24 protein-coding genes and 1 pseudogene are annotated in these 26736 nt (G+C 57.4%); 13 read left to right on the top strand and 12 right to left on the bottom strand.

Translation table 11 applies throughout. The features are described from left to right. Positions 1-34 precede the first annotated feature (34 nt). Both HMPREF2875_RS05255 and HMPREF2875_RS05260 read left to right on the top strand, forming a co-directional pair. Positions 35-5022: pseudogene (locus HMPREF2875_RS05255) on the top strand (DEAD/DEAH box helicase). Positions 5023-5113: 91 nt separating this feature from the next. Then, positions 5114-7546, top strand: coding sequence for a DUF262 domain-containing protein (locus HMPREF2875_RS05260; RefSeq protein ID WP_070670973.1), 2433 nt, complete (start codon positions 5114-5116; stop codon positions 7544-7546). A gap of 88 nt (positions 7547-7634) precedes the next feature. Here the strand turns inward: HMPREF2875_RS05260 and HMPREF2875_RS05265 are convergent, their stop codons facing one another. Continuing rightward, positions 7635-8009 carry a hypothetical protein gene (locus HMPREF2875_RS05265; RefSeq protein ID WP_070670974.1) on the bottom strand — a complete coding sequence of 125 codons (375 nt, stop codon included), beginning with the start codon at positions 8007-8009 and terminating at the stop codon, positions 7635-7637. A 198-nt stretch (positions 8010-8207) separates the two neighbouring features. On the opposite strand from HMPREF2875_RS05265, the gene HMPREF2875_RS05270 reads away from it, so the two are divergent. Then, entirely contained in the window at positions 8208-9362 is a 1155-nt protein-coding gene (locus HMPREF2875_RS05270) for a glycoside hydrolase family 25 protein (RefSeq protein ID WP_070671367.1), read from the top strand. A gap of 23 nt (positions 9363-9385) precedes the next feature. On the opposite strand, the gene HMPREF2875_RS05275 is transcribed toward HMPREF2875_RS05270, so the two are convergent. Beyond that, positions 9386-10228, bottom strand: coding sequence for a spermidine synthase (locus HMPREF2875_RS05275; RefSeq protein WP_070670976.1), 843 nt, complete (start codon positions 10226-10228; stop codon positions 9386-9388). Positions 10229-10332: 104 nt separating this feature from the next. Between HMPREF2875_RS05275 and mnmA the strand changes: the two genes are divergently transcribed. After that, positions 10333-11418 (top strand): tRNA 2-thiouridine(34) synthase MnmA, encoded by a 1086-nt coding sequence (gene mnmA / locus HMPREF2875_RS05280; protein WP_070670977.1) that lies wholly within the window; start codon positions 10333-10335, stop codon positions 11416-11418. Between the two features lie 2 nt (positions 11419-11420). Here mnmA and HMPREF2875_RS05285 read toward each other — a convergent pair whose 3' ends face one another. Next, on the bottom strand, positions 11421-11789 hold the full coding sequence (locus HMPREF2875_RS05285) for a PH domain-containing protein (RefSeq protein ID WP_070670979.1): 369 nt from the start codon (positions 11787-11789) through the stop codon (positions 11421-11423). A 72-nt stretch (positions 11790-11861) separates the two neighbouring features. Between HMPREF2875_RS05285 and HMPREF2875_RS13915 the strand changes: the two genes are divergently transcribed. The 3 genes from HMPREF2875_RS13915 (at position 11862) to HMPREF2875_RS05295 (ending at position 13855) form a co-directional block, all read left to right on the top strand. After that, on the top strand, positions 11862-12068 hold the full coding sequence (locus HMPREF2875_RS13915; protein ID WP_246817037.1) for a hypothetical protein: 207 nt from the start codon (positions 11862-11864) through the stop codon (positions 12066-12068). A 72-nt stretch (positions 12069-12140) separates the two neighbouring features. Beyond that, entirely contained in the window at positions 12141-12770 is a 630-nt protein-coding gene (locus HMPREF2875_RS05290) for a hypothetical protein (RefSeq protein ID WP_246817038.1), read from the top strand. A gap of 128 nt (positions 12771-12898) precedes the next feature. Further along, positions 12899-13855 (top strand): DUF1963 domain-containing protein, encoded by a 957-nt coding sequence (locus HMPREF2875_RS05295; protein ID WP_070670980.1) that lies wholly within the window; start codon positions 12899-12901, stop codon positions 13853-13855. A gap of 21 nt (positions 13856-13876) precedes the next feature. On the opposite strand, the gene HMPREF2875_RS05300 is transcribed toward HMPREF2875_RS05295, so the two are convergent. From HMPREF2875_RS05300 to HMPREF2875_RS05330, 7 genes are all read right to left on the bottom strand, one after another. Continuing rightward, the gene (locus tag HMPREF2875_RS05300) at positions 13877-15016 is read right to left on the bottom strand and encodes an ATP-binding protein (RefSeq protein WP_083311859.1); all 1140 of its coding nucleotides are present in this window, start codon (positions 15014-15016) and stop codon (positions 13877-13879) included. Between the two features lie 63 nt (positions 15017-15079). Further along, positions 15080-15475 carry a type II toxin-antitoxin system VapC family toxin gene (locus tag HMPREF2875_RS05305; RefSeq protein ID WP_070670982.1) on the bottom strand — a complete coding sequence of 132 codons (396 nt, stop codon included), beginning with the start codon at positions 15473-15475 and terminating at the stop codon, positions 15080-15082. Next, on the bottom strand, positions 15472-15720 hold the full coding sequence (locus tag HMPREF2875_RS05310) for a FitA-like ribbon-helix-helix domain-containing protein (RefSeq protein ID WP_246817039.1): 249 nt from the start codon (positions 15718-15720) through the stop codon (positions 15472-15474). The genes HMPREF2875_RS05305 and HMPREF2875_RS05310 overlap by 4 nt, the downstream gene beginning before the upstream one ends. A gap of 39 nt (positions 15721-15759) precedes the next feature. Beyond that, complete coding sequence (locus tag HMPREF2875_RS05315) at positions 15760-16020, bottom strand: hypothetical protein (protein WP_070670985.1); 261 nt, start codon at positions 16018-16020, stop codon at positions 15760-15762. 9 nt (positions 16021-16029) lie between these two features. Then, positions 16030-17040, bottom strand: coding sequence for a serine hydrolase domain-containing protein (locus HMPREF2875_RS05320; protein ID WP_070670986.1), 1011 nt, complete (start codon positions 17038-17040; stop codon positions 16030-16032). After that, positions 17040-17555 carry a winged helix-turn-helix domain-containing protein gene (locus tag HMPREF2875_RS05325; protein ID WP_070670988.1) on the bottom strand — a complete coding sequence of 172 codons (516 nt, stop codon included), beginning with the start codon at positions 17553-17555 and terminating at the stop codon, positions 17040-17042. Before HMPREF2875_RS05325 ends, HMPREF2875_RS05320 begins: the two co-directional genes overlap by 1 nt. Positions 17556-17618: 63 nt before the next feature. Continuing rightward, on the bottom strand, positions 17619-18290 hold the full coding sequence (locus HMPREF2875_RS05330) for a 3'-5' exonuclease (protein WP_070671372.1): 672 nt from the start codon (positions 18288-18290) through the stop codon (positions 17619-17621). Between the two features lie 146 nt (positions 18291-18436). Here HMPREF2875_RS05330 and HMPREF2875_RS05335 point away from each other — a divergent pair, with 146 nt between their 5' ends. The 4 genes from HMPREF2875_RS05335 to HMPREF2875_RS05350 are packed head-to-tail and all read left to right on the top strand — an operon-like array spanning position 18437 to position 23300. Next, complete coding sequence (locus HMPREF2875_RS05335) at positions 18437-19696, top strand: ATP-binding protein (RefSeq protein ID WP_070671374.1); 1260 nt, start codon at positions 18437-18439, stop codon at positions 19694-19696. 54 nt (positions 19697-19750) lie between these two features. Next, entirely contained in the window at positions 19751-21775 is a 2025-nt protein-coding gene (gene ligA / locus HMPREF2875_RS05340; RefSeq protein ID WP_070670989.1) for an NAD-dependent DNA ligase LigA, read from the top strand. Beyond that, entirely contained in the window at positions 21772-22542 is a 771-nt protein-coding gene (locus HMPREF2875_RS05345) for an HAD family hydrolase (protein WP_070670991.1), read from the top strand. The genes ligA and HMPREF2875_RS05345 overlap by 4 nt, the downstream gene beginning before the upstream one ends. After that, the gene (locus tag HMPREF2875_RS05350; protein ID WP_070670992.1) at positions 22539-23300 is read left to right on the top strand and encodes an HAD hydrolase family protein; all 762 of its coding nucleotides are present in this window, start codon (positions 22539-22541) and stop codon (positions 23298-23300) included. The genes HMPREF2875_RS05345 and HMPREF2875_RS05350 overlap by 4 nt, the downstream gene beginning before the upstream one ends. Here the strand turns inward: HMPREF2875_RS05350 and HMPREF2875_RS05355 are convergent. After that, positions 23297-23956 (bottom strand): ACT domain-containing protein, encoded by a 660-nt coding sequence (locus tag HMPREF2875_RS05355; protein ID WP_070670994.1) that lies wholly within the window; start codon positions 23954-23956, stop codon positions 23297-23299. The two genes, HMPREF2875_RS05350 and HMPREF2875_RS05355, sit on opposite strands and share 4 nt — an antisense overlap. A gap of 201 nt (positions 23957-24157) precedes the next feature. Between HMPREF2875_RS05355 and gatC the strand changes: the two genes are divergently transcribed. Together gatC and gatA are read left to right on the top strand one after the other, a co-directional pair. Beyond that, positions 24158-24460 (top strand): Asp-tRNA(Asn)/Glu-tRNA(Gln) amidotransferase subunit GatC, encoded by a 303-nt coding sequence (gene gatC / locus HMPREF2875_RS05360; protein WP_070670996.1) that lies wholly within the window; start codon positions 24158-24160, stop codon positions 24458-24460. 1 nt (position 24461) lies between these two features. Further along, positions 24462-25946, top strand: a complete 1485-nt coding sequence (gene gatA / locus HMPREF2875_RS05365; RefSeq protein ID WP_070670998.1) for an Asp-tRNA(Asn)/Glu-tRNA(Gln) amidotransferase subunit GatA — start codon at positions 24462-24464, stop codon at positions 25944-25946. Positions 25947-26156: 210 nt separating this feature from the next. Here gatA and HMPREF2875_RS05370 read toward each other — a convergent pair. Next, positions 26157-26736 (bottom strand): HNH endonuclease signature motif containing protein (locus tag HMPREF2875_RS05370; protein WP_141754582.1); only part of this gene is annotated, 580 nt, incomplete at its 5' end.

Raw genomic sequence — 26736 nt, forward strand, 5'->3', positions numbered from 1 at the left:
ACAGAGCCACTAACCCATCAGGCACAATGTTGTCATGTCGAAGTTCTCTGAGGTCCTAGAACAGCTGCGTGAAAACCAACCAAAGGCTAAATATGGCATTGCCTTTGAGAAGCTGATGGTCAACTATTTCAAGACCGACCCGACCTTGAAGAACCAATTCGATGAGGTCTGCCGCTGGACGGATTGGCGCTACAACGGCGGCAAGGCGGATACCGGCATTGACCTGGTAGCTCGCCGCGTGGATGACGGCACGTGGACTGCCATCCAGTGCAAGTTCTATGACTCCAAGGCGCGCATCCAAAAGTCGCACCTAGATTCCTTCTTCGAGGCTTCCGGGCATTCTTTTGACACTGAAGAAGGCCGCCAGTACTTTGGCAGCCGCCTGATTATCTCCACCACGGATCACTGGTCCTCCCACGCGGAGGATGCCCTAGCCAACCAGATTATTCCGACCAGCCGTATTGGCATCTCCGCGATTGCGGAGTCACCCATCAACTGGGATGTGGCCTTCCCTGGCTCGGAGGTGCGCGATAAGACCATCCAGATCAACCTCTCCCAACGTGAAACTTTTGAGCCCCGCCCGCACCAGCAGGCCGCAATCGACAAAGCCATCGAAGGGTTCACAACCCATGACCGCGGCAAGCTCATCATGGCGTGTGGTACCGGCAAAACCTTTACCGCCCTGCGCCTCGCGGAGCGCGTCGCTGAGGACAACGGCGGCAAGGCCCGCATCCTCTTCCTCGTGCCGTCTATTTCCTTGCTCTCGCAAACCCTGAAGGAGTGGACCGCCCAGGGCCGCCTCGATATGCGCGCCTTCGCGGTGTGCTCCGACAGCAAGGTCTCCAAGAAGGCCGAGGACATTGCCGTCTATGACCTTGAAGTTCCCGTTTCTACCGAGGGCAAGGACATCACCACACGCTTTGAATCCGGCAAGCGTGCCAAGGGCCTCAACATCGTCTTCTCCACCTACCAGTCCATCCAGGCGGTGCATGACGCCCAACAGGTGGGCCTCGATGATTTCGATCTCGTCATTTGCGATGAAGCCCACCGCACCACCGGCATCACCTTGGCCGGTGAGGACGCCAGCAACTTTGTCCGCGTCCACGATGCCGACTACATCAAGGCCGCCAAGCGCCTTTACATGACGGCCACCCCGCGCCTTTATGACGAAGCCGTCAAGGGCAAAGCCGAGGAACACTCCGCGGAGCTGGCCTCCATGGATGATGAAGCCATCTACGGCCCGGAGTTCTACCGCCTCGGCTTCGGTGAGGCCGTGGACAAGGGCCTACTCACGGACTACAAAGTGCTCGTTATGACCGTGGACGAATCCGTCGCCGCCCAAGCCATGGCACAGAGTGAGAACAACCAGGTCAACCTCTCCCTAGCTTCTGCCATGATTGGCGCCTGGAACGGCCTGGCCAAGCGCTCCGGCGAATTGCAGGGTAAGAAGGGCGGCTTCGACGAGGACGCCCAGCCCATGCAGCGCGCGGTGGCCTTTGCCAAGGACATCAAGACCTCCCAACTCATTGCGGAGACTTACCCCTCGCTCATCGGCACCCACCAGGAACTGCTCAAAGAAAAAGCGGTGCTTAACGACGTCTCCCTGACCAACGTCGACCTTAACGTCGCCGCCCAGCATGTCGACGGCGGCATGAACGCCATGGAGCGCGGCACAAGGCTGTCCTGGCTCGAAGCTCCTTCAGGGGGGGGCAGCAGTCGCGCATGCTCACCAACGCGCGCTGCCTTTCTGAGGGCGTAGACGTCCCAGCCCTGGATGCCGTCATCTTCTTCAACCCCCGCAACTCCATGGTAGACGTGGTCCAGTCCGTCGGCCGCGTCATGCGCAAGTCTGAGGGCAAGGATTACGGCTACATCATCTTGCCCGTCGCCGTAGCCAGCAACGTCTCCCCAGCAGAAGCACTCAACGACAACCAGCGCTTCAAGGTTGTCTGGCAGATCCTCAACGCGCTGCGTGCCCACGATGACCGCTTCAACGCGAAGATTAACTCCATCGCCCTTAACGGCGAGCCCGATGATCTCCCGATCATCCCAATCCCGGTCAATCCGATTCCCGATGATCCGAACGCCAGCAAAGATGCAGAAGAAGATCCGCGGGAGAAGCTCAATGCGAGCGATGTTGAGCGCTCTTCGGATAGCTCTTCCGCGTGGGAGGACCCATCTGCCGTTATTCGACAGATCGCGCTGTTCTCTCTGGAGGAGTGGCAAGAAGCCATCTACACCAAGCTGGTGGATAAGGTCGGCAGCCGTACCTACTGGGAAGACTGGGCAGATGACGTTGCCACGATTGCGGAGAACCAAATCACCCGCATTAAGGCGCTTCTCGATGACGCCGATGTAGACCTACGCACAGAATTCGACAGTTTCGTTGAAGGCCTACGCAACAACCTCAACGATGGCATCAGCGAAGAAGACGCTATCTCGATGCTCTCGCAGCACCTCATTACGGCACCGGTCTTCAACGCGCTCTTTGAGAACCATGACTTCATCACCCACAACCCCGTGGCCCAGGTCATGGAGAAGATGGTCAAGGCTTTGTCCAAGGCAAACCTCGATACCGAAACCGAGTCCCTGGAGAAGTTCTACGAGTCCGTTCGCGTCCGTGCCTCTGAGGTGAACTCCGCTTCCGGCAAGCAGCAAGTTATTAAGGAGCTCTACGAGCGCTTCTTCCGCAAGGCCTTCAAGAAGCAATCGGAAGCCCTTGGCATCGTCTACACCCCAGTCGAAATCGTTGACTTCATCCTGCGCGCTGCCGACGACGTATCCAAGAAGCACTTCGGTAGGGGACTTACCGACGAGGGCGTGTGCATCCTCGATCCCTTCGCCGGCACCTCCACCTTCACGGTTCGTCTCCTACAGTCCGGACTTATCAAGCCGGAAGACCTCGCCCGTAAGTACGCCACCGAACTCTTCGCCACCGAGATCATGCTGCTGGCCTACTACGTCTCTGCCGTCAATATCGAGACCACATACAACGCCCTGCGAGAAGAAGCAGCCCTCCGAAACGGCGAACCAGCACCCGAGTACGTGCCCTTCACCAACATCGCCCTAGCCGATACTTTCCAAATCCACGAGGAAGGCGACATCCCAGACCTCAACATCTTCCGCGAGAACAACGAGACCATCGAACGCCAGAAGAATGCACCCATCAACGTGGTGATTGGCAACCCGCCGTACTCAGCCGGCCAAAAGTCCGCCAACGACCTCAACGCGAACCTGAAATACCCGAGCCTGGACAAGCGCATTGCGGAGACCTACGCCGCAAAGTCCACAGCCACCAACAAGAACTCGCTTTACGACTCGTACCTAAGAGCTTTCCGCTGGGCCACTGACCGCATCGGCGATCAAGGTGTGGTCGCGTTCGTCTCAAACGGCGGCTGGATCGACGGAAACACCGGCGACGGCGTGCGTCTGTCGATGGCCGAGGATTTCACCGATCTCTATGTGTTTAACCTTCGCGGCAATATGCGTAACTCCAACTGGCGAGAGGAAGGAGGTCAGATTTTCGGTGCAGGATCGCAGACCACTATTGCCGTGTTTATCGGAGTAAAAGACCCGAACAAGACGAATTTCAGCTTGCACTATATACAGACCCCTGATGGTGCAACTCGTGATGAGAAGCTTGAGATAGTTGAAAAATCAACAGTTAAGGACATGGAATGGCAGCAGCTCACGCCGAATAGGGAAGGCGACTGGCTGAATCAGCGTTCGGAAGAATTTAAAACTTGGCCTGTTATCGGCGAAAAGAAGGGAACAAATAGGAAAATTTTCAATGTGTTTTCTGCGGGGCTTCAAACTAACCGTGATTCCTGGGTCTATTCTTCTTCAACTGCAGCTCTTGAGAACCAAGTTGCTACGTTGCGGGATACATACTCTCAGGCGCTCGAAGCAATCAAGCCAGATCAAAAGGCGAAGGACTTCCTCAAACAAGAGCCGTGGTTTATAGATTCTACGCGTAGTAAATGGTCCTCCAGTTTAGAGAATCAGTTAGATAGACGGTTAGAGCTGGGGCAGACCGGTTTTACCGTTTCAAGTCTCTATCGACCTTTTCACCGCCAGATTGTCTATTTTGACAGCCAATTGAATCATCGACGCTATCAACTCCCCTCAATGTTCCCAACCCCGGAACACCGCAATATCGGGTTTTATCAGGTCGGGAATGGTTCTGCTGTTCCTTTTTCTGTCGTGGCCACAAATTTGCTGCCTGACCTACACGTCACTGGCGCAGGATCGGGTGGCCAGTACTTCCCCCGCTTCACCTGGGCCGCCGTCTCAGCCGACGATGGTGGGCTGTTTGGTGAGGGGAGCGTCGCCAAGCAAGGCGAGGCCAGCATCTACGGTTCGATTAGTGAGGTTGTCGACGGCTACGTGCGAGTGGACAACATCACTGATGAGTTTAAGGCTTTCTACCGCGATGCGCTGGGTGCTGACATCACGGGTGATGACATCTTCCACTTTGTCTACGGCAAGCTGCATGACCCTGGCTACCGCACTAAGTATGCGGCTGACTTGAAGAAGATGCTGCCGCACATTGAGACGCCGTCGTCGCGTGCGGAGTTCGACAAGTTTGCTGCTGCGGGTCAGGAGTTGATGGATCTTCACGTTAACTACGAGTCCGTGGAGCCGTGGCCGATAGATATTCAGGTCAAAGGCGATGAATCCGACTGTGAGACGTGGCGCGTGCTCAAGATGAAGTGGGCCAAGCGCAGAGACCCGGAGACCGGTAAGAACGTCAATGACGTGACCAGGCTGATCTACAACAAGCGCGTGACCATTTCTGGTATTCCGGCCGAGGCGGATGAGTACATGTTGGGCTCGCGCTCAGCTGTCGCGTGGCTGATTGACCGCTACCAGGTCAAGAAGGACAAGGCCTCGGGCATCGTCAACGACCCCAATGATTGGGCCGACGAGGTAGGCAATCCGCGCTACATCGTGGACCTTATTGGGAAAGTGGTGCGCGTGGCCATGGAGACAGTGCGGATAGTGGATGAGTTGGCCAGTTGACCTCGTGACTATCCGCTAGGGTTAAAGGAAGTAGCGGAATCTAGTTCTGCCGTTCGCATGTACTTATCGTTGAGGGAGTGGTGACGTACCGATGAAGGGCAACGTTGTAGATATTTACAAGGCTTTTGACGGTACGGATAAGAAGCTTGTTATTCCCGTTTATCAGCGGAATTATGACTGGACCTCAAAACAGTGTGAACGCCTCTTCGACGATATCGAGGACATGATCGACACTGGTCGTCCGAAGCACTTTTTTGGCGCCGTGGTAGGGAACCCCGAGGATTCCTTCACCTGGGTGGTCATTGACGGCCAGCAGCGTATGACTACGGTTAGTCTGCTGATGCTGGCGCTTGTCCATGCTATTGAAGCCGGTGAGATTGAGGCGGGTGACGAAGCCTTGGCTGGGCAGCTCATGCGCAACTACCTTGAATTCAGCGATGGTGGGGACCAAAAATTCAAGTTAAAGCCCGTGAAGGACGATAGGAATTCTTACGCTAAGCTCTTCGGCCCTGAGGACCAGTTCAACGAGAAGTCCAAAATTACAGCGAATTATCGCTATTTCCGTGAACGGTTGCGCAATGTCCATTTCGATGCCAAGACTTTTTGGGACGAGGGGATATCCAACCTTGAAGTGATGCTGCTGGATTTGGAAAAGCAGGATAATCCCCAAAGAATTTTTGAATCCCTAAATTCTACAGGCTTGGCCCTTAAGGAATCGGACAAGATCCGAAACTTCATCTTGATGGATATGCCTCAAAAGGAGCAGGGGGAGGTGTATGAGAAGTACTGGAACGAGATGGAGAAAAACGTCTCCTTTAACACTGACGACTTCATCCGATGGTTCCTAGTGGCTCAAACAGCCAAGACTCCTAACAAGGCTGAACTGTTTGAATCATTCAAACTCTTCACAAAGAACAGTGGTAGGAGTACTCACCACATCGCACAGGATCTTCATCAATTTTCTCTTTATGCCAGGGAAATTACGGAGGCGAACACTGGGGACAAGAAAATTGATAAACGTCTTCGTCGAGCAAACATGGTTCTCGGTGGAGTGGTCAAGCCATTGCTGTGGCTAACCTACCGTGATTTCAAGAACGGCGTCATCGATGGCGCTGACTTTGAGAACATGCTTGGGGTTATTGAAAGTTATATGTTTAGGCGATTAGTAGCGAATATCGGTACAAATGCACTAAACAAGATTTTTAGTGGTGCCTACAGTGATATTCGGAAATTGCGTAAGAACAACGAGGCCTACAGTGAAATCCTTGCTTATGTGCTCATGAGCCGCCGCGGTGGTGGCCGATTCCCCGATAACAATGAGTTTAGGGAAGCTTTCCAGACTCGGGACTTCTATGCCATGAAAAACTACCGTGGCTATTTCTTCGATTTCCTCGAGCGTGGGTTCTCCAAGGACGTTGTCGATATTGCAGGGTACATCGGCGAAAATGAGCTGACCATTGAACACATCATGCCGCAGACCCTGAGCAAACAGTGGAAAGAGGACCTTGGGCCGAACTTCGAAGAGATTCACTCGGTATGGGTTAATCGCATTGCGAATCTGACGATCACTGGATATAACTCTGAATACTCGAACCGCCCGTTTGCTACTAAGAAAACTATGGAGGGTGGTTTTTCGGAGTCGCCTTACCTCCTGAACAGGTATGTCAAGGAACAGGAAGCATGGGGCCTGCAGCAGCTTGAAGAACGCAGCGAGTTACTAGCGAATCGAGCACTCGAGCTCTGGTCATATCCGACCAGTACCTTTGAGCCAGAGAAGGAAGTTATTCCTTTTGAGCCCATGGGCGTTGACCGCAGCTTTACTGGTCGTTATATCGTTGCGGTCGAGTTAGAGGGAACTAAGAGCTCGGTGACGACGTGGGGAAGCATGCTAGTCAAGACTCTACGTATGCTTCTGGAATATGACCGTGAGGCAGTCTTGGCTATGGCCGAAGAGACCCGTCAGCTCAGAACAACCAACGTCAAGCAACTTGTAGAGCAAGACAAACGCTGGAGCCAAGTTGATCCCGCACTTGCCGTTGCTAAGGATAATTCGACCTCCGCAAAGTTGACTTTGCTTCGAAAAGTCTGCGAATCGATCGGGTATGACCCAGACGATATTCTTATCTACCTGCGGCCTGACCAGGATGCTGTCAATGTTAAGGAAGCAGCGCAGGAAAGAGCAGAGGATGCGCCCTACGCGGAACTCGTTGCACTTAGGCCCCTCATTGATGAGCTTACTGACAGTGATTTAGGTGAAAGCGAGACTGCAGATGAACGCCGAGGACTCGTCGGCGCTGTCGAGATCTACAGAGTTGAGAACCCTAAACAAACCCTCGGAGGATTAACCCTTCAAGAATTCATGACCCGAAACGATGGTCACGACATCACCGCAGAACAAGCGATTTCCTGTCTGTCTCTGTACGCAGAGATGGCGGAGTTAATGGGGCCACAGGTCTGGCACGATGCGATCATTCGCGGAAATATCAGTACGCTTTTGGCCGCTATTGAAGGTTCCTCCTCGTAAAGCCGGTGGTCCTTCAAGCGCCCACTCACCTGCCTCGTAGCATTAGCGAAAAAATCGTGACGAAGTGGCGTCGCCAAGCACTGCCGAATCACTTGCTGTAGTACACGATGATGGGGACCAGCGCCACAGCTAGGAGCACGAGTGTGATGGTGCCGGTTTTCTTGCGCGCTGGATCATCGGATAGCAGTGCAGCCAAGGCTAGGAAGGCAAACAGCGGTGTTAGGACGAACATCGCCAAGAGCAGACCGATAAGGATGAAAAGGCCTAGGAAGCCGAAGAGGAATGACGCGTCGTCACCAACGAGATCCGCGATGAAGAGTGAACCGTATCCAATTGCCCAGCCGCAAAGAACGACAATAGTGCCTTTGAGGGCAAGCGTCTCATTGAAGAATCGTGCCAAGCCACGTCGTCTTTCCGGTGATTGCTCTTCGGGGCGATTGGGCTCGGCGGTGTGCTGTTCCATGGCGCTGTCCTTTGTCGGCGTCAGTGTCTGATGTTGCCATTGCCAGAATGTGTGGTGGCGAGGTTGAGCCGCAGTGTAGCAGCGGGCGGTGCTGCACGGCGGGGCTCTGGGGAGTGGCGCCGGTGATGTGACAAAAGCGTTTAGTGTTTCGCGTGTTGCTTCAGTGGTTAGTGTTAAAGAGGAGGTAGTGTGGCGCGCATGAGCCATGCACGTCGCCTTGTTACCGCCGCCGTTACCGCAGTAGCGGCCGTGGCACTGTCCGTATCCACCGCCGTTGCCATCCCGTCCTACGCACCTTCCGGTGTGGATGTCTCCGGCAATAACCACATGTCCCTGCGCGGAATCGATTGGGATGCCGTGAAGTCCGATGGCCAGTCCTATGCCTTCGTCAAGGCTACAGAAGGTATCGGGTTTGTAAATTCCCACTTCGTGCGTGATGCCAATGCCGCAGCTGCTGCTGGGCTCAAGGTTGGCGCCTACCACTACGCACGCCCGGCAGGGGATGCCAAGCAGCAGGCGGCCAGCTTCGCCTCCCAGATTGCGCTGGTGCCGACGCAGACCCTTCCGCCGGTGCTCGACATTGAGGTTGATGAGGGCTTGAGCGCTAAGCAGCTGGAGGAGTGGATCGACACCTTCATGACTGAGGTGAAGTCCCTGACCGGTCGCACGCCGATGCTGTACACGTATAAGTACTTCTGGATGGGCCAAATGGGTAACACCACGCGCTTCTCCGAGTACCCGCTGTGGTTGGCGGCCTACCAGGACACCGCGCCGGACCCGGTCGGTGGCTGGGACAAGCTGGCTTTCTGGCAGCGTTCGGGTTCTGGGCGAGTGGCCGGCATTGAGACGGACGTTGACTTGAACCTCTTTAACGGTACTGAGGCTCAGCTGCATTCCTTCTCCGGTGGCAATTACATTGACTTTGGTGGCATCTTGGATGACCTGGTCATTCCGGGGGTGGACCTTGGTGATGACGCCGGCGTACTGATTGCTGGAATCCTGGCGCTGGCAGCAGGTGCGGCGGCCGTTCCTGCCGTGGCTGATGCTGCGAAGGATGCGGGTCTAGACGTGGATCCGACCGGGCTTGTGAAGCAGGCAGAAAAACTGCTCAACACTGGCGCTATTAGCACCGACGACCTCAAGGACCTGGCACACAACGACGCTACCGTCGGCGACCTGGCAATCTTCTTGGATAACGCGCAGCACCTGCAGGACTTTGATGCCAACAACGTCAGCGAGCAGGACGTAAAGTATGCCAGCCGTGCCGCCCGCAGTGTTGGTCACGCCGCGGGTGTGGACATCCCGGCATTTGATTCCAAGCAGGTGGCGGACCTGCTCAAGAGCCTGCGCTAAGTCTCTTTAGGGCTTGAGTGTCCTTAACTCTCCACGCCCTCCGGGGCGTCGTGGCGTGGGCTCGCACCGGTAAAGAAGCGGCGGGTCCAGGACTCGTCGCGGAAGTGTGCGGGCACCGCACCAGAAAGTAGCGGCTTGGCTAGGGCGGCGGCGTCGGGGGAGCCGTCCGCAGGTAGCTCGGTATCTGAGCCGATGAGAATGATGTTGCCGTAGCGCCGGCCTTTAAGCATGGGAGGGTCGGCGATAACCGCGAGGTGGGCAAAGACCTCCGCCATTCCGGCCAGCTCCGCCTTCGCGCCTTGGAGATCGGAATGGTCACCGCAGTTGGCCACGTAGAGGCCACCGGGGCTTAGCGTGGCATGGGCGTGCTGGAAGAACTCTTTGGTAGTGAGAGGTTCAGGCGTGACGGCGCCGGCGAAGACGTCGCGGATGATGACGTCGAAGCGGTTCGGCGGGAACCCTTCGGTGACTGCGCGTGCCTCGCCGGCGCGGATTTTGACGCGGGGCGCAGAGGGGATATCGGCCAGCTCGCGGATGAGCTCGGCCAGCTTGGCGTCGAGTTCGACCACCGTGTTGTGGGAATCCGGCCACAGGTCAGCGAAGTAGCGGGGGAGAGAACAGCCACCGCCGCCCAAATGGAGTAGGCGCTTGCCAGGAGCGAGGTTCTCCACCGCGGCAGCAATCCAGCGCATGTACTCAAACTCGAGTGTGCGTGGCTCATCGGGGATGAGGTGGGAGGAGGGCACGCCATTGACGTTGAGGATGAAGGCGCCATCGCGGAAGGGATCCGGCTCGACAACGAGCTCGCCGGTGGATATCTCATAGGTTCCTGCAATGGAGTTGGTGGTGTTGCGCTTTCTGCCCATAGTGCCTCTTAGCTTAGGGAATAGGCTGTGTGGTCCGCGTGTTGGGGTATGAGGTACACCGCGACTAGCCTTGGTGGACGACAAAGCAACGAGAAGGGGAGAGCATGCGAGTACTGGTAGCCATGTCCGGCGGCGTCGATTCCTCCGTGGCGGCCGCACGCGCAGTGGAGGCGGGCCATGACGTCATTGGCGTGCACCTAGCGCTGCACAAGGATGCGCAGCAGACCCGTGAGAAGGCTCGTGGCTGCTGCTCCTTGGAGGATTCCGCCGATGCCCGTCGTGTGTGCGACAAGCTCGGCATTCCCTTCTATGTGTGGGACTTCTCCGAGGAGTTCAAGGAAGCCGTCATCGGGGATTTCGTGGATTCCTACGCCCGCGGTGAGACCCCGAACCCGTGCCTGCGCTGCAATGAGAAGATTAAGTTCGCAGCGCTGCTTCGCAAGGGCATGGCGCTGGGCTTTGATGCGGTGGCCACGGGCCACTATGCCACCATCGACTCCGATGGCTACATGCGCCGCTCCCTGGATGAGAACAAGGACCAGTCCTATGTGTTGGGTGTCATCACCAAGGAGGAGCTCGACCATTGCTTCTTCCCGATTGGCGATACCCCGAAGCCGCAAATCCGCGAGGAAGCCAAACACCATGGCTTCTCAACGGCGGCTAAGCCAGATTCCTATGACATTTGCTTCATCCCGGATGGCAATACGCAGGCCTTCCTGGGTCGTTCCATCGGCCTGCGCCCGGGCATGATCGTGGATACTGAGGGCAACGAACTCAAGGAACACGACGGCGCGTGGAACTACACCATCGGCCAGCGCAAGGGCTTGGATATCAAAACCCCGACGGCTGACGGTTCCCCGCGCTACGTCACCGACATCGACGCCGCCACCGGCACCGTGACCGTGGGATCGCGCGCCGACTTGGCCGTGACCCGCATCGAGGCCGACCGCCTGAAGTACCTGCACCCCGCGATGGAGGGTGACTTCGACTGCGAGGTACAGGTGCGCGCCCACGGCTCCGTCGTGCCCTGCCGCGCTCACGTTGACCGCGAGGCTGACCGCATGACGCTGGAGCTTAACGAGCCACTCTCTGGCGTCGCCCGCGGCCAGGCCGCGGTGCTCTACTTGCCGAGCCCGGATGAGCTGGGCGATATTGTGCTGGGTTCTGGCACGATTTGTGGGACTGAGTAGTTCTAGCGAAGCACGCAGTCAGCGATAAGTCGGTCGAGTGCTCGAATATCAACCTTTGGTCCAACGTTGATTTTGATGTGGCCAGCACGAGTCCACAGCTCAAGCTCCGCGTTGACATCGAGAAGCTTTCCCGCGTTTTCGGTCGACCACATATTGATGGCGGAATATGGAAGCGAATAGACTTCGACCTTCTTTCCTGTAAGGCCTTGGGAATCCCGGACGATGAGGCGATGAGTGGTGAAGACCGCTGCATCTCGAATCGTTTTAAAAGCGCAAACTGGCTTCTCGTTGGCAGTCAGCATCGCTGGTATGTCATGGGGTATCTCGCAGGGAGAGTAGAAAGTCCACCCAGTAAATTGTTCTAGAGGCATGACATTGTCCTTTCTGTGTGACTGTAGCTTTCTTGATGGTGGGATTATAGAGGATGTTGAGGAGGACATGAGTTGACTGGATTTGCCCTTGGCCCCATGCCCGGCACGTCCATGGCGGAGGCCGCGGAAATCATCTTGGGGGAGACGGAGCTTCCCGCTATCCCGCAGCTGCCCGAGCGTGGGCTGGGCTCGGATGCGGTCGGCCGCACGGCCAGTATGGTGGAGGCTATCTCCATCGACCGCGGCCCGCGCTCATGGCGTATGACCGCGCGCCCGTAGCTTCTCACGCGCCGCGCCTGGGACCGGCTGGAGCGCGACCTCGACGAGGTCCAGGAGGTCTGGGGTGAGACTGTGCCGCGCGTCAAGGTCCAAGCGCTTGGTCCGTGGTCGCTCGCAGCGAGCATTGAGCTTTCCGACGGCCACCGCGTCCTCACCGATCGCGGCGCCTTCGCCGAGCTTGCCGACGCCCTCCGCCACGGCCTCCGCGCCCACGCCCAGGACGTCGCCAGCCGCTTCCACGGGGAGGTCGTCGTCCAACTCGACGAGCCCCTGCTTGCCGACGTCATCGCCGGACGCATACCCGGCACCACCGACTTCGATACCATCCCGGCGGTCCCGGATGAGGTCGCGCTCGACCTCCTGCACTCTTTCGAGGTGGACTACCTGCACGCCCCGCCGCTGTGGTCAGTGGCGCCTGCAGCCACGACCTTCCTCACTGATTTCCGTGGCCTAGAGACTCCACGTCACCTTGACGGTTTGGGAGAGCACTTAAGCGCTGGTCACCGCATCGGCCTAGGGCTCCCCGGTTCCGATGCCCGCGCCGAGGCCATCGCGCTGGCCCGGCACCTCGACCGCGTCGGCATGCCCCGTGAGCTCCTCGTCGATCATGTCGACGTCTATCCGGTAAAGGCCTCTGCTCGGAGCTTACGCTCGGCTACTGAGACCGCCGACATCCTTACCCGCGATGCTGGCGATCTCTAATTGAGCTTTCACCTGACCTAGGCCTCGAATATGAACCAGAACAGGCTAGATATCTATTGCAGCATGCTTTCTTTTGTAGGATAATCCCTGATTAAACCCTCGTTGTCCTAGAGAAAGAACCACCTGCCATGCCAGAGTTCACAGCACAGGCTAAAGCGCTACGTTCGATGATCGAGTCCGGAGAGCTCATCTCCGAAGATGCCGATGACCTAATCCAACTTGCCAAACCAGGCGTCGTCCTTCCCTACTCCAACGGCACTCCCACCGAACATGGCTCGTACTTTGGCGGCAGGCCGTATCTTCCGGAAGGTTCGGCATGGCCCATTTCAAAGAGCGGTCAGCCATTACTCCATATCATTCAGCTAAATTTTGCAGACATTCTCCGTCATGTGCGTGCAGAGGGAGTATCGGAAAGCGAAGCAACTCTCGACGGATTGATTCCGGAGTCAGGTATTTTTCAACTCTTTGTCGGTGCTGATCCGTTCTTCGGCGGTTTCGATTCGGATTCGCCTGGCGATGGCATGGAAATTCGCTATATCCCTGAGCCTGCGGAAGGCTTTGGCAACCACAGCTTTCCTGGACCTCATACCGCGGCGCCTGCTGCCTTCGATGAAAAGGACGAGGAATTTTGCTCTCCGTTTGACAAGGATCTTGGGACGGTTATGAACTCTCCGATTCCTTTGTCTAGCGCAGCTGCAATGATCCCTCCCACTGACTATGCGGTGTACGAGGCTTTGAAGTCTAAAAAAGGCGATGACTTTCTTGAAAACTTTGATTACTTTGACGAGCTGGTTGAATTGCGGAGCGCAGCCAGCAACCAAAGTAACATCATGCTTGGCGGCTTCCCCGCTTTCGCGCAAGACCCTTCGGAGCCTGATGGGTACGTTCACTTCCTAGAAATCGATTCCACATATCTGGAAGAAGAAGAGCTTCCTTTCGAGGCCATGTGGGGTGACCTAGGTGTGGCCCACGTATTCCTACACCCAGACGCATTGAAGAAAATGCACGCCGGCGAGGCTGTCGTGTACCGCTCCGAGAATACTGGCAGGTCCGATGGCGCTGTCTTTTACTGGGATTGTGGCTAGTTTTGCTTCCTAATTTCCCATTTAATCAACCCGGCCCAGGCTGTCCGTCGCGGTGAAGTAAGCCTCCATATATGGGATGACGAACTGGAGTTGGCCGTGGGCGGTGGGTTCGATGAGGTCGGCGTCGATAAGCCTTTGGCGCGTAGCCGAGAGTGAGCGCACCGTCCGGTCCTGGTGCGCCGCAATGCTCTTGATTTCCGCCGTGCCGTCCTTCATGACCGCGCTCATCGCTTCAAGGAAGAGGCGCTGTGCCGGCGGGAGCGCCAGCGTAGCGGGCTGGTGGACCTGGGCGCCCAGGACCGAGATGGCCTCAGCCGACACTTCCGCGACGTCGCGTTCCTCAATGCGACTGCCGCCCTCGCGTTGCGCTCGACCCCAGGCTAGTGAGCCCACCAGCTGCACGAGGTAGGGGTAACCGCGGGACAATCGCACTGCGGCCGCCACGGCTTCATCGGTGAACTCCAGTCCGGACTGTGCTGCGGTTTCGGTAAACGCGACCTCAGCATTCGCAGGGGAGAGCGGTCCCAGTACGAACTTCTGCGCGCGGCGCAGGAAAGTTACACCAGGCAAATCCAGCAGGCGGTTTACTCCCTGCGGTAGGCCCGCGGCGACTATAGCGACGTCGAGCTCATCGCGTACCAAGTCCTGATAGGTCACAGCCAGGGAGGTGAGATCGTCTGCATCCGCATCCTGTACCTCGTCGATGGTGAGCAGTACACCTGTGCCTTTGAGTAGCGCTAAAAGCTCGCGCAGACGCGTGTTGAGCGTGGGTTTGAAGGCTTCTTCGGTGTTGTGCTGGATGCCAATGGTTGCCAAACCGCCAACACCGACGCGGTTGACCTTGTGTTTGTCTGCTGGGGCTAGCTTGTCCATGATGCGCGGGATGGTGGTGTCCACGAGTTCTTCCACCATGGAGCTGCGCCCCGAGGCCCGAAGCGTGATCCACCCGCGGCTAGAGGCGATATCCTCCAGCTCGTTGAGTAGAACCGTCTTACCGATGCCGCGGGCGCCGCTAATGATGAGCGAGCGGCCTGGGCTGCCTGGTTGCGAATCGAGCGCAGCCCGGAAGGTGTCGAGCACTGCCGTGCGGCCGACCCAAAAGAGTGGTGGAACGCCGAATGTCGGGCGGAAGGGATTCTCGTGCGGGGACATGGTCACCATCGTAGCGCAATGGGAGATTTAGGAGACTTTTCAAAGTGTGGAGATTTGGGAGAGTTTTGGCGGTTAAGGCAAGCTGTCCAAGTCAATCGAGTTGGGCCACGCGGCCATGAGGTGAGTGTCACGACTGAGGAGAGGGGCCTCGAAGATGTTGGACACTGCTACATAAGCTGAATCATAGATAGAGAAGGCGTGTCGACGGCTCCAAACGTGGTTGGCGATGTCGCCTACGCTTATCAGTTCAACGTTGAATTCCATGACATCGTTAGCGAGAAAGCTTGCCGTAGCGCTGTCGATTGCTTCCGCTCGCTCCAACCTTTTTAGCACGTTGAGGCACTCCAATGGCATGTGGCTCGGGGCAATAAAATCAGCCTCGGGGTAAGCGGTGCTAAGCCGTTGAAGCGCATCGCGTTTCAAGAGGAACTCGATCGCTGCGGAGGCATCGATGACTAACAGTGTCATGAAGCGTCCCGGGCTTCACGAATTGCGGCTACTACGTCAAACTCTTTCTTGAGCTGAACGGGTTCGCGCTGCGAGAGCTCTTCCAACTTTTCTTCCAAGGATGGGCGAGAAGCGACCTTTTCAAGGGTCTCTCGCAGGTAGCTAGAGAGGGAAATACCCTTACGGTCGGCGCGTATTTTGAGAATATTGACGACATCAGCATCGACATCACGGATCTGGACATTGGTAGTTTTCGGGTTTGTCATGCCTGCCATAATAGTGCATGCATTCTGCATGCACAATGGCTAAGCTTCGGAATTATTCGGCGCGCTGGCCCTCCAAGCCACCGCGCCGGCGTACACAGCGCATGCGGCGACGAGGCCATACCACCAAGCGAAGTGGAGTCCCGAATTCCAAGGCAAGGTATAGCCGATGAATACGATGACGAAGGCAGTAATTGCCACGGAAATAGCGCGATAGACAGTGTTTCCGGGCGTGCTGAAGGCCTTCCATGCGGACCATAGAAGAGCGGCAATGATAACGATCATGCTGATGGTGAGGAACATGGTGTCTCCTTAAGGCTCGAGCTCGTCGAACAGTGCTTGGGTTAGGTCTTCGGTACCGACGGGGGAATCGTTGTTAGCGAAGGCGGCGCGCTTGGTATCTGGCTCGATGATGAGCATCGTGGAATGGCCATAGGTGCCGCCGTTGTGCCAGTAGCCTGGGCCGTCTTCGTTGGGGACCCAGCCGTACTCTGTATCGCCGTTGTCCATGAACCACTCGGCGAACTTGGCCATGTCACTCGCTGTGGAGCGGATAGCGCCTGCGGGAGCGGAGCCTTCCATTTCCCAGGGTTCAGCGTGGCGGCCGGTGTTGGTGAGACCGCGTGGGGCGTCGTCAGGCACAGAACCCGGCGTCATGAGGTAGGTCTCTGTCATGCCAGCTGGCTCGAAGATGCGTTCTTTGAGCATCTGTTCATAAGGCTGCCCGGCGGTAGTCTCGAGCATGTGGCCCAGGAGTCCATAGCCAAGGTTGGAATAGGACTCTTTTCCGCGGCCCTTCAACTCAGACTTCGTGGCGGCAGCCACGATGTCCTCTACGGTCTCGCCTTCATAGGGGTTCGAACCGGTGACACCCGAGGCGAGACTGCTGAGGAGGTCCGTGCTCGCCAGGCGTGGCAGGCCAGAGGTGTGGTCAAGCAGTTCCCGGACAGTGACGTCCTTTACCGGAGCATCTCCGACCTCGAGGACCTCGCCCACGGTGGTATCAGGGCTCAGATTCTTTTCCTGGACGAGCTGGTGAACGAGCTCGCCGGTGAACATCTTGGTGACGGAGCCGATTTCGACTTCAGTGTGCTCGTCGCTGCCCAGTCCCGCGAAGGTGGCCTCGCCGTCCTGAAGGGTGAAGGCGGTGAGGTTGTGGAAACCGGATTCGGAGTGTTGTTCAAGCTGGGTGGCTAGGGCTTCGTCGCCTGTCTTGTCTTTTGCTCGCGCAATTCGTTGTGGGCCTGCGACAAGCAGGACGGCGGCAACGGCGATGACGGTGATGATAGCTAGGACAATCTTGGATGGGATAGTGTTGCGCATTAGTGGTCCTCGCTTGCAGTGATGATGGTGAGAAGGGGGATAACGCGGGCGGGACGGATAACAAATTCGCCGTTGTCTTTGATGGTCCAGCCGGCATGGGTCAGCGCGCTTAGGTGGTGGTAAGCGGTGCCGGTGGAGGAGACGATGTTTTCGTCGACAAGCTCGGCGGCGGTGGCAGGTGCGGCGATAAGACGGCGCAGGATTTCTCCGCGAACCGGATGGGCGAGTGCAGAGAGGCGTTCGAGGTTGTCTGACCAGCTTTCGTCGGTGACAAACGTGGTGGGACGTTGCCATTGATAGGCATACGATCGTTTGCCCAAGGCAATGTTGCCACCGAAAATGACGGAGCCGTCGGGGAGTTGCTGGTTGGGGGCGAGGGCCTCAACTAACCAGTAGGTTGATTCTTTCTCTCTGGGTGGTGATGTGGAAGTGGTGTCGGTGGTGCTGGTGTGGCTTTCGAGGGCGGCCACGCGCGCTTCAAGTTCGGCGAGGCGTGCTTCGACTGTCGTTTCCATGATTTCTAGAATTCCAGAATTCTAGAGATCTGGCAAGGGGAAATTAGGGAAAGGTCACGGGATTTAGGAAATCATTGGCCACGCGGTGGAGACATCTGAAGCATCGCGTCCTCGGCCCTCCAGGTATTTCTTGAAGGATTCGCGGTCCTTGTACCACTCCACGGCCTGGTACTCCATGAGCTCGTTGGTATCCATCTGGGCTAGCTCGGGGAAGTGCTGACGCACCTGCTTCCAAGCCACGCGGGCGGCCGCGAGGGCGTCGGCAGTAGCCTCGTGTGCGTTCGATAGCTCTACGCCGTAGTGTGCGGAAACCTCCCCCAAGGTGCGCTTGCCCTTGCGCCACTTGTCCTTGACGCGGTCAATGACGAACGGGTCAAAGACGGGGCCGTTCACCGTGAAGTCCCCGGTCAGCGCGCGCAGGACTGAAAGGTCATAGGCGGCGTTGTAGACAATGAGTGTGAGGCCATCCTCCCAGGCCTGATAGATGGCATCGACAGTTTCTTTGAGCACTTCCTCGTGCGGACGGCCCTCCGCACGGGCCTTCTCCGTGGTAATACCGTGGACCTTGGCGGCCTCTTCGGGGATCTCCACGCCTGGGTCAGCGAGCATCTCCTGACTATTGACGTCGCGCCCATCGATGCGCACCAGGGCAGAGGTGACAATGCGGGCTTCTTTAGGGTTCACGGAGGTGGTCTCGAGGTCGAAGGAGAGCATGCGGGTGGCGTCGAAGTTCATGGACAACACTCTAGCGCCCGGCTCGGACATGCACTGCGGAAGTGTTGCAGAATGACGAACAGACTCCTGCAGAATGACGGACGAACCACTGCAGAATGACGGATGAAGTCTTGCAGAATGACCAACTGCAGGTAGAATGCAGTTTTATGGAACGATATATTAGGCGCGGTATGGAGGGGTTTGCCCGAGAAGCGTTGAGCTTTTCCCCGGTTGTGCACGTCACAGGTGCACGGCAGGTGGGTAAATCGACGCTGACACAGCATCTCGGTCTTGATCGTGCTGTATATGTAACTCTGGATGACCCCGCTGCTCTGTCATTGGCAGAAGAAGATCCGATGACCTTTGTCCAGCAAGGTGGCGACGGTACGTTGATTATTGATGAGATTCAGCGACTTCCGGAGCTCACTCTGCCGTTGAAGGCTGAGGTCGATAGAGACCGCCGGCCTGGTCGCTTCGTCATTACTGGCTCATCTGACTTTGCTCGGGGCATAGGAAGGAAGGACTCGCTAGCGGGAAGAATTATTGATCTCCATCTGCATCCGCTGAGCCAACAGGAAATCTGCGAAACAGTCAGCGACGGAGCCTTTGTAGATAGGATAGATGAACTTGTCGGTTTACCTGCGCGTGCTACTCCCTCGGAAGACGTAGATCGGGCTACCCTTGTGGATAAGGTTCTCAAGGGTGGCTACCCGCTAGCGCTTGAGCTACACGATCGGATGCGCCGTGCATGGTTTGAGGCGTATGTTTCCCATGTGACCGTGGTTGAGGAAACGCTTTCCCGGGAAAGCGCACAGCCGGGAAGGCTGCAATCATTGTTGCGTTTACTTGCAGCGCATCAGGCGGGGGAGCTGGTCCCGGCGAAGCTTGCACGTGAAGCGGAAATCCCAGCATCCACTGTCCGCTCGTACCTTGATACTTTGTCAAGGTTATTTCTTTCCTCACAGGTGAAAGCGTGGAAATCGAATCTGACGTCGAGGGAAATTTGCAAGCCAAAAAGCTGGGTCACTGACTCTGGTTTGGCTTCATGGCTAGCGGGGCAAACCCGAGACATGCTTATGGACCCTCTGGCCCAGTCACACCTGGGGCATTTGGTGGAAGGGTTTGTGATTCAAGAGCTTTCTGCACAGCAAGGATGGGCAGAAAGCGAGCATCAGCTTTTTCATTGGCGTGATAGTACGGGGATGGAAGTGGATATTGTCATCGAATTTGCTGACAATTCTATCGCTGCGCTCGAGGTTAAATCCGGATCAACCGTGAAAGCAGGTCAGGTTCGGCATGTACGCACTTTGAGCGAAAAATTGGGTCCGCGTTTCCGTGGAGGCTTTGTTTTGGCTCCTATTCCTCACGTGCAGCCCCTAGGCGACAAACTATGTGCGCTTCCGATGTCATATCTGTGGCGTACATAGGCTGTTTGTGCAGGCCACATATCATGTCCAGCGGCCCCGCTACACTGGTTAATCGTGAGTGATGCAGTAGATATCCAACGCGAATGGTCCGAGCTTGCCCAGGAAGTGCGCAAGCACCGCGAGCTGTACTACAACGGTGAGCCGTCGATTCCGGATGCAGACTTTGACGCACTTTTCCAGCGATTGCTGAAACTGGAGGCTGAGCACCCGGAGCTGCAGACTCCGGATTCCCCAACCCAGCAGGTGGGTGCCGCTCCGGAAGGTGCTGTCGACATCGAGCATCTTGAGCGCCTGTACAGCTTGGACAACGTCTTTAGCGCTGATGAGTTGCAGGATTGGCTGGACCGGACTCCTGCGGAGGCCTATCTCACTGAGTTGAAGATTGATGGTTTGTCGATTGATTTGGTCTACCGTGATGGCAAACTAGCCACTGCCGCTACGCGTGGCGATGGCCGCGTAGGTGAAGACATTACGGCAAATGCCCGCGTTATCCCGGATATCCCGCAGGAGCTAACAGGGACCGAAGAGTACCCGATTCCGTCGCTGGTTGAAGTCCGTGGCGAGGTGTATATGCGCCCGGATGAATTCGAGGAGATCAACTCCGCGCGCCGTGAAGATGGCAAACCTACGTTTGCCAACCCGCGTAATGCGGCCGCTGGTGGTCTGCGTATGAAGAACCCCGAAGACGTCAAAGAGCGCCGTCTTCACATGGTGTGCCATGGTATCGGCGCGCGGGAAGGATTCCAGCCCTCCTCCCAGCATGATGCGTACTTGGCACTGGAGGCGTGGGGCTTTCCTGTCTCGCCGTATACCAAGAGGGTTGCCAGCGCCAAGGAGGTTCAGGAGCAGGTTGCACACTGGGCTGAGCACCGTCATGATGCCTACTTTGAGATGGATGGCCTAGTGGTCAAGGTTGATGACTTGGCCAGCCAACGCGCATTGGGCGCAACCTCACGCGCGCCGCGGTGGGCTATCGCATACAAGTACCCGCCGGAGGAGGTGACCACTAAGCTCCTCAACATTGAGGTGGGAGTCGGCCGCACGGGCCGCGTGACGCCTTTTGCGATTATGGAGCCGGTGTTTGTCTCCGGATCAACGGTTTCTATGGCCACGTTGCACAACCAGTTCGAGGTCAAGAACAAGAATGTGCTCATTGGGGACACCATCATCATCCGCAAGGCCGGAGAGATTATCCCAGAGGTCCTCGGTCCGGTGCTGGACAAGCGCGATGGCAGTGAGATCGAGTGGGTCTTTCCGGAAAGCTGCCCTGCCTGTGGCACGAAGCTGGCTCCACAGAAGGAGGGTGACCAAGACTGGCGTTGCCCGAATACACGCAGCTGCCCCGCGCAGCTCGCAGCGCGCCTCGAGTACTTGGCTTCTCGCAAGGCGCTCGATATCGGTGAATTAGGGGAGAAGGCCGCGGCAGATCTCATTGCTTCCGGCGCGCTCAAGGACGAGGCGGATCTCTTCGACCTCGATGAGGAAGCATTGCTGAAGTCGTCCATGTACACGATGAAGAGCGGCAAGCTTAACGCTTCCGGCAAGAAGCTGCTGGAGAACCTCAAGACTGCGCGTGAGACTGACTTTTGGCGCGTGCTCGTGGCGTTGTCCATCCGCCATGTAGGCCCCATCGCGGCACGAGCGCTTGCTACGCGTTTCGGCTCGATGGAGGCGCTGCGTGAAGCCTCGGTCGAGGAGCTTGCCGATACCGACGGAGTCGGCGGCATCATTGCAGAATCCTTCAAGGCTTGGTTCGAGGTGGACTGGCACGACAACATCGTCCAGAAATGGAGCGCCGCAGGCGTGACTATGGCGAATGAAGTCAGTGACAAACCCGAACAAACCCTAGAGGGCCTCACCGTGGTGGTCACCGGAACTTTAGTAAACTTCACCCGTGATTCTGCCAAGGAAGCCATCATTAGCCGTGGTGGCAAGGCCTCTGGTTCGGTTTCAAAGAAAACCAACTATGTCGTTGTGGGCGAAAATGCTGGATCCAAGGAACAAAAGGCTCGCGACCTTGGACTGACCATCCTCGATGAGGCCGGCTTCGAGCGTCTTCTGGAGACCGGCGAGGCATGAAGCTAGCTGCCTGTGACCTTGACGGCACCATCTACTTCGATGGGCACATGCCGGAGGAAGTTCCTGCGGCTATTGCAGAATGGCGCGCTGCGGGCAACCTTGCCGTCGTGGCCACAGGCAAGTCTCCCTACGCGATGCGGCGGGCGCTGGAGCCCTTCGACATCGACTTTGACTACTACCTCTTGTGCAACGGAACGGTCATCCTCGACGGTGAACAGCGGCTTCTCTATGAGAACCACGTCCTGCCGGAGGCCGTGCGTGCCGTCTACGAGTACGTGCGTGACATTCCTGACTTAGACCTCTATTGCACGCGTCTCGACGGCCCCGACGGGCACCTTGTGCGAAACGTCAATGGAGTACACAACCCCATCATCACAGACCCGGTCCCGGTTCCGTCTATTGCGATTGAGCAGGAAGTCTTTCCCCTTGTGGCGGCGTGGACGCCGGGAAATACGGACCTACAGCATGACATTGCGTCGTGGGTAAAGGCACGTTTCGACGTCGGTACGGCGCTAAACCGCAACTTCTTCGACATCACTCCGCCCGGGCATGACAAGGGCTTCGCCTTGACATGGTTGATGGATTACCTCGCACTCGACCGAGCAAATACAGAGGTCATCACCTTGGGCGATGGTCACAATGACCTGCCCATGCATGCGCTTGCCGACGTCCCCCTCACCTTCCCCTGGGCACATTCCACCGTCCGCGAGGCATGTCATGCAATCGTAGACTCCGCCGTGGAGGGGCTACTAAGGTATTCATCATGAAGATTGCGGCTCTGGATATGGACGGCACTGTTTACGTCGATGAGAACATCACGGAGGCGGTCAAGGAAGCAATTGCCGCGTGGCGCGCGTCCGGCAATCTCGCTGTATCCGCCACAGGTAAGTCCATTGCTAACGCCCGCGGTACGCTCGAGCCCTTTGGTGTGGAGCTGGACTACCACGTGCTGTACAACGGCACGGTTCTCACTGAGGGGGATTACGCGGTCCTTCAGGAAGAACACTTGGCTGCCGAAATTGTCACGGCCATCGCTGAACGCTTCACCGGCAATGCCCTCAATATCTATACCACCGGCTTGACCGGGGCCGACCAGATTGTATGGGACGGACTCTCCGGCCAGGAGTCATCGATGGTGGCAGGTGCGCAGGTGGGGGATTTGGGGGACGTCGCCAAGCGTGACACCGTGCTCATGTCCCTGTGGATTCCCGGCGATGCCGCGCTGCGCCAGGAGGTGGACGAGTGGGTTCGTGCGAATTTTGACGTCGAGTCATCTTTCAACTGCGATTTCTACGACATCATGCCGCCAGGTCACAACAAGGGAGAAGGCTTGACGCGGCTTCTGAGCTGTCTCGGCCATGAGGAGGCCCAGCTCTATACCTTCGGCGATAGCTTCAACGACCTCTCCATGCATGCCATAGCCACGGAGTCCTTTAGCTTTCCGCACGGAGAAATTAGCGGCCACGTCGACCACATCGTGCCGGACGTCGCCGCGGGGCTAAATAGCCTACTGGCGCGAGCCTAGCTCAGGAATGCGCCCAAAATAGCGCCCAAGTCACCGAGGTGCTCAACCTCTGAGGCCAGGTAGTCCGGACCGCCCACGCGGCCCATCACTACAACGTACTTGGTGCCGACGAGGGGAGCGGCGGCCAGCGTGGAATCGAGCAGTGCCCAGGACTCCGGAATCCACGTGTCCTTCTCCGGATGGAGGATGCGGGCAGATTCGATGTTGAGATCGGTGGGGATCGTGCCATCGTCGGCAGGCGCGGCGTCGGAAGACGCAATGCGCTTGATGGGGTCTTCATTAGTGATAACGATGGCCCACGTTGATGTCAGCGCCTTGGGGATTGCCGCGCAGACTTCCTCCATAGCGGCTGTCACATTGCGGCGCGAGGCTACGGTAGCAAGCAATCGGATCTGGCCTCGGCGATCGACACGTCCGCTAAATGGGCGGATGGAATCAATCTCCACGCCGTCCACCGCTTGCGCAGCGGTGATAATCTCATCCGCCATGGTGGTCTTCGGCAAATCGAGGACGATGTCATCCATAACGGTGCCGTCGGGGAAGTTCTCCACGATGTCCACAGAACGAATATCGCCCTCGATCTCTCCGAGGGCGTTGGCTAAAAGGCCAAGGCTGCCAGGGGTATCGGGGAGAAGGACACGGACGAGGTACGACATATGTTTCTTTCTCTGGGCAGGTTTGTGAAGGAGAATTAATAGGATAACCTAACGTGATCTATGGTACACAAGCGTCCGAATACTATTCAATAACCTCGGTGGTTTACATGTGCCAGGAGTGGTGGTGGCGACGGCGAACGCGTGCAGTACCATGGGTGCTTAGCTATTAACCGTCTCGATGAATAAAAGGATGGAGTTCGCGTGTCTGATATTTCGCGTGACGAGGTTGCGCACCTGGCAAAGCTGTCGCGACTGGCCCTGAGCGAGGAAGAACTGGAGCGGTTCGCCACTCAGATCGATGAGATCGTGGACTCTGTGTCCGCGGTAAGCAAGGTCGATGCGGAAGGTGTGGAGCCAATGTCGCACCCGCACTCCGTGGTTGCCCCAATGCGTGAGGACGTCATTGTGCGCACGCTGACCGCTGAGCAGGCACTTGACCAGGCCCCGGCCTCGGAGGATGACCGTTTCATGGTTCCGCAGATTCTGGGTGGAGGAGACGAATAAGATGGCACAATTTATTGCGCCCACTGAGGGCCTTACTTCCCTGACCGCTGCTGAGCTGGCGCAGAAGATCCACTCTCGCGAGCTGACCTCCCGTGAGGTTACCCAGGCTTTCCTGGATCGCATTGCAGAAACCAACGATGAGCTCAACGCCTTCCTGCACGTAGGTGCTGAGGAAGCACTGGCGGCTGCCGACGCCGTCGATAAGTCCCTCGACGCCGGCGAAGAACCCGCTTCCGCCTTGGCGGGCGTGCCGCTGGCGCTCAAGGATCTTCTCGTCACGACGGACGCTCCGACGACCGCTGCCTCCAAGATGCTGGAAGGCTGGGTCTCGCCTTACGACGCCACCCTGGTCACCAAGCTGCGTGAGGCCGGCATTCCTATTTTGGGTAAGACGAACCTCGACGAGTTCGCTATGGGCTCCTCGAATGAGAACTCCGCTTACGGCCCTGCCCACAACCCTTACGACACTGAGCGCACCCCGGGCGGCTCCGGTGGTGGTACTGCTGCAGCCCTTGCTTCCGGCCAGGCTCCCCTGGGTATCGGTACCGACACGGGCGGCTCCATTCGCCAGCCTGCTGCACTGACCAACACTGTCGGCGTGAAGCCGACCTACGGCACCGTGTCCCGCTACGGCCTTATTGCTGCTGCTAGCTCTCTGGACCAGGCTGGCCCGACGGCTCGTACGGTCCTAGACACCGCCTTGCTGCACGAAATCATCGCCGGCCACGATTCCTTCGACGCGACCTCTGTGGACAAGCCGGTCGCTCCGGTCGTTGAGGCCGCTAAGGAAGGCGCAAACGGTGACCTCTCTGGTGTGAAGGTCGGACTCATCAAGCAGTTTGAGCGTGATGGCTGGCAGGACGGCGTCATGGAGGCCTACCATGCTGCCGTTGAGCAGTTGAAGTCCCAGGGCGCTGAAATGGTTGAGGTCGACTGCCCGCACTTCGACGATGCCCTGGCTGCTTACTACCTCATCATGCCGTGTGAGGTGTCTTCCAACCTGGCTCGCTTCGACGGCATGCGCTACGGCCAGCGCGTCGGCGACGACGGTACCCACTCTGCTGAAGAGGTCATGTCCCTGTCCCGTGCCGCCGGCTTCGGCCCTGAGGTTAAGCGCCGTATCATGCTGGGTACCTACGCCCTTTCCGTCGGTTATTACGACGCCTACTACTTGCAGGCTCAGCGCGTGCGTACGCTCATCGCCCAAGACTTCGCTCGTGCCTTCGAGCAGGCCGACGTTCTAGTATCCCCAACGACGCCGACCACAGCCTTCAAGCTGGGCGAGAAGGCTGAGGATCCGATGGAGATGTACAACTTCGACCTCTGCACCTTGCCTCTGAACCTCGCGGGTGTATGTGGCATGTCCGTACCTTCTGGTTTGGCCTCCGATACCAACCTGCCGACAGGCCTGCAGATCATGGCCCCTGCCTTCCAGGACGATCGCCTCTACAAGGTGGGCGCTGCTTACGAAGCCGGCCGCAAGTAACGCACGCTGAACTACTTCGAGCACCTCCCGACAGCCGCCAGACTCACCTCTGGCGGCTGTTGCTTTACCTACGGCCTCCTTCACTTCGGAACCGAGTGCATTTCACCCGACCCATCGCTTCGTCGTTTCACACGACGGGCCCATTTTTGAGGTTTGGGCTTTTGAGCGAGTTTTGGTTTGTCTTCGTCGTTTTATTCGACGGCTGGGGGTTTAGAAGGGGATGTCGTCGGTGGTGTCGGTGTTTTCGCCGGTTTGGGCTGCGGCTTCTGTTGCTTCGGTTTCTTCTGCTTGGGTTTGTTGTTGGTGGTAGTCGTCGAGGGCTTGTTTGAGTCTTTGGGCTTCTTCTCTTATGCGTGTGCGGGTGGTGGTGATGTGTTGGCCAACGGTTTGGGCCCAGCGTTTTTGTTTAGGTGCTAGGGGTCCTTCTGGTTCGGTCATACACCAGGTGCCGTCTTGGAATAGCCAGATGATATCCCCGCTATTTGGGTCCAGAAGGTAGTGAAGAGTGCCATCGGTTTTCATGTTGTGATGCTTCTGGCACAAACACGCCAAGTTACTGGGGTGAGTGGCACCACCGTCGGCATAGTTGTGCCGGTGGTCTAGTTGGGTGTGGTGGGCTGGTTCAGTGCATCCGTCGATGCGGCAGGTGCCGTCTCTGCCTTCGACTTCTTTGCGCATTCCCACACCCGGGCGATAGGAATCTGTTTCCTCACTAGGTTTTGTCAGGTCGCGTTGTTTATCGTGCGGCATGGGGGTGGCTTTCCACCCAAAGCCCTCAACATAGGTTGGG

It is taken from the genome of Corynebacterium sp. HMSC078H07 (assembly GCF_001812805.1).
Lineage (GTDB): Bacteria > Actinomycetota > Actinomycetes > Mycobacteriales > Mycobacteriaceae > Corynebacterium.

Excerpts from the sequence above, each read along its gene's own strand:
- HMPREF2875_RS05260 (WP_070670973.1), top strand. The coding sequence starts at position 5,114 with ATGAAGGGCAACGTTGTAGATATTTACAAGGCTTTTGACGGTACGGAT.
- HMPREF2875_RS05265 (WP_070670974.1), bottom strand. The coding sequence starts at position 8,009 with ATGGAACAGCACACCGCCGAGCCCAATCGCCCCGAAGAGCAATCACCG.
- HMPREF2875_RS05270 (WP_070671367.1), top strand. The coding sequence starts at position 8,208 with ATGAGCCATGCACGTCGCCTTGTTACCGCCGCCGTTACCGCAGTAGCG.
- HMPREF2875_RS05275 (WP_070670976.1), bottom strand. The coding sequence starts at position 10,228 with ATGGGCAGAAAGCGCAACACCACCAACTCCATTGCAGGAACCTATGAG.
- mnmA (WP_070670977.1), top strand. The coding sequence starts at position 10,333 with ATGCGAGTACTGGTAGCCATGTCCGGCGGCGTCGATTCCTCCGTGGCG.
- HMPREF2875_RS05285 (WP_070670979.1), bottom strand. The coding sequence starts at position 11,789 with ATGCCTCTAGAACAATTTACTGGGTGGACTTTCTACTCTCCCTGCGAG.
- HMPREF2875_RS05295 (WP_070670980.1), top strand. The coding sequence starts at position 12,899 with ATGCCAGAGTTCACAGCACAGGCTAAAGCGCTACGTTCGATGATCGAG.
- HMPREF2875_RS05300 (WP_083311859.1), bottom strand. The coding sequence starts at position 15,016 with ATGGTGACCATGTCCCCGCACGAGAATCCCTTCCGCCCGACATTCGGC.
- HMPREF2875_RS05305 (WP_070670982.1), bottom strand. The coding sequence starts at position 15,475 with ATGACACTGTTAGTCATCGATGCCTCCGCAGCGATCGAGTTCCTCTTG.
- HMPREF2875_RS05310 (WP_246817039.1), bottom strand. The coding sequence starts at position 15,720 with ATGACAAACCCGAAAACTACCAATGTCCAGATCCGTGATGTCGATGCT.
- HMPREF2875_RS05315 (WP_070670985.1), bottom strand. The coding sequence starts at position 16,020 with ATGTTCCTCACCATCAGCATGATCGTTATCATTGCCGCTCTTCTATGG.
- HMPREF2875_RS05320 (WP_070670986.1), bottom strand. The coding sequence starts at position 17,040 with ATGCGCAACACTATCCCATCCAAGATTGTCCTAGCTATCATCACCGTC.
- HMPREF2875_RS05325 (WP_070670988.1), bottom strand. The coding sequence starts at position 17,555 with ATGGAAACGACAGTCGAAGCACGCCTCGCCGAACTTGAAGCGCGCGTG.
- HMPREF2875_RS05330 (WP_070671372.1), bottom strand. The coding sequence starts at position 18,290 with ATGAACTTCGACGCCACCCGCATGCTCTCCTTCGACCTCGAGACCACC.
- HMPREF2875_RS05335 (WP_070671374.1), top strand. The coding sequence starts at position 18,437 with ATGGAACGATATATTAGGCGCGGTATGGAGGGGTTTGCCCGAGAAGCG.
- HMPREF2875_RS05345 (WP_070670991.1), top strand. The coding sequence starts at position 21,772 with ATGAAGCTAGCTGCCTGTGACCTTGACGGCACCATCTACTTCGATGGG.
- HMPREF2875_RS05350 (WP_070670992.1), top strand. The coding sequence starts at position 22,539 with ATGAAGATTGCGGCTCTGGATATGGACGGCACTGTTTACGTCGATGAG.
- HMPREF2875_RS05355 (WP_070670994.1), bottom strand. The coding sequence starts at position 23,956 with ATGTCGTACCTCGTCCGTGTCCTTCTCCCCGATACCCCTGGCAGCCTT.
- gatA (WP_070670998.1), top strand. The coding sequence starts at position 24,462 with ATGGCACAATTTATTGCGCCCACTGAGGGCCTTACTTCCCTGACCGCT.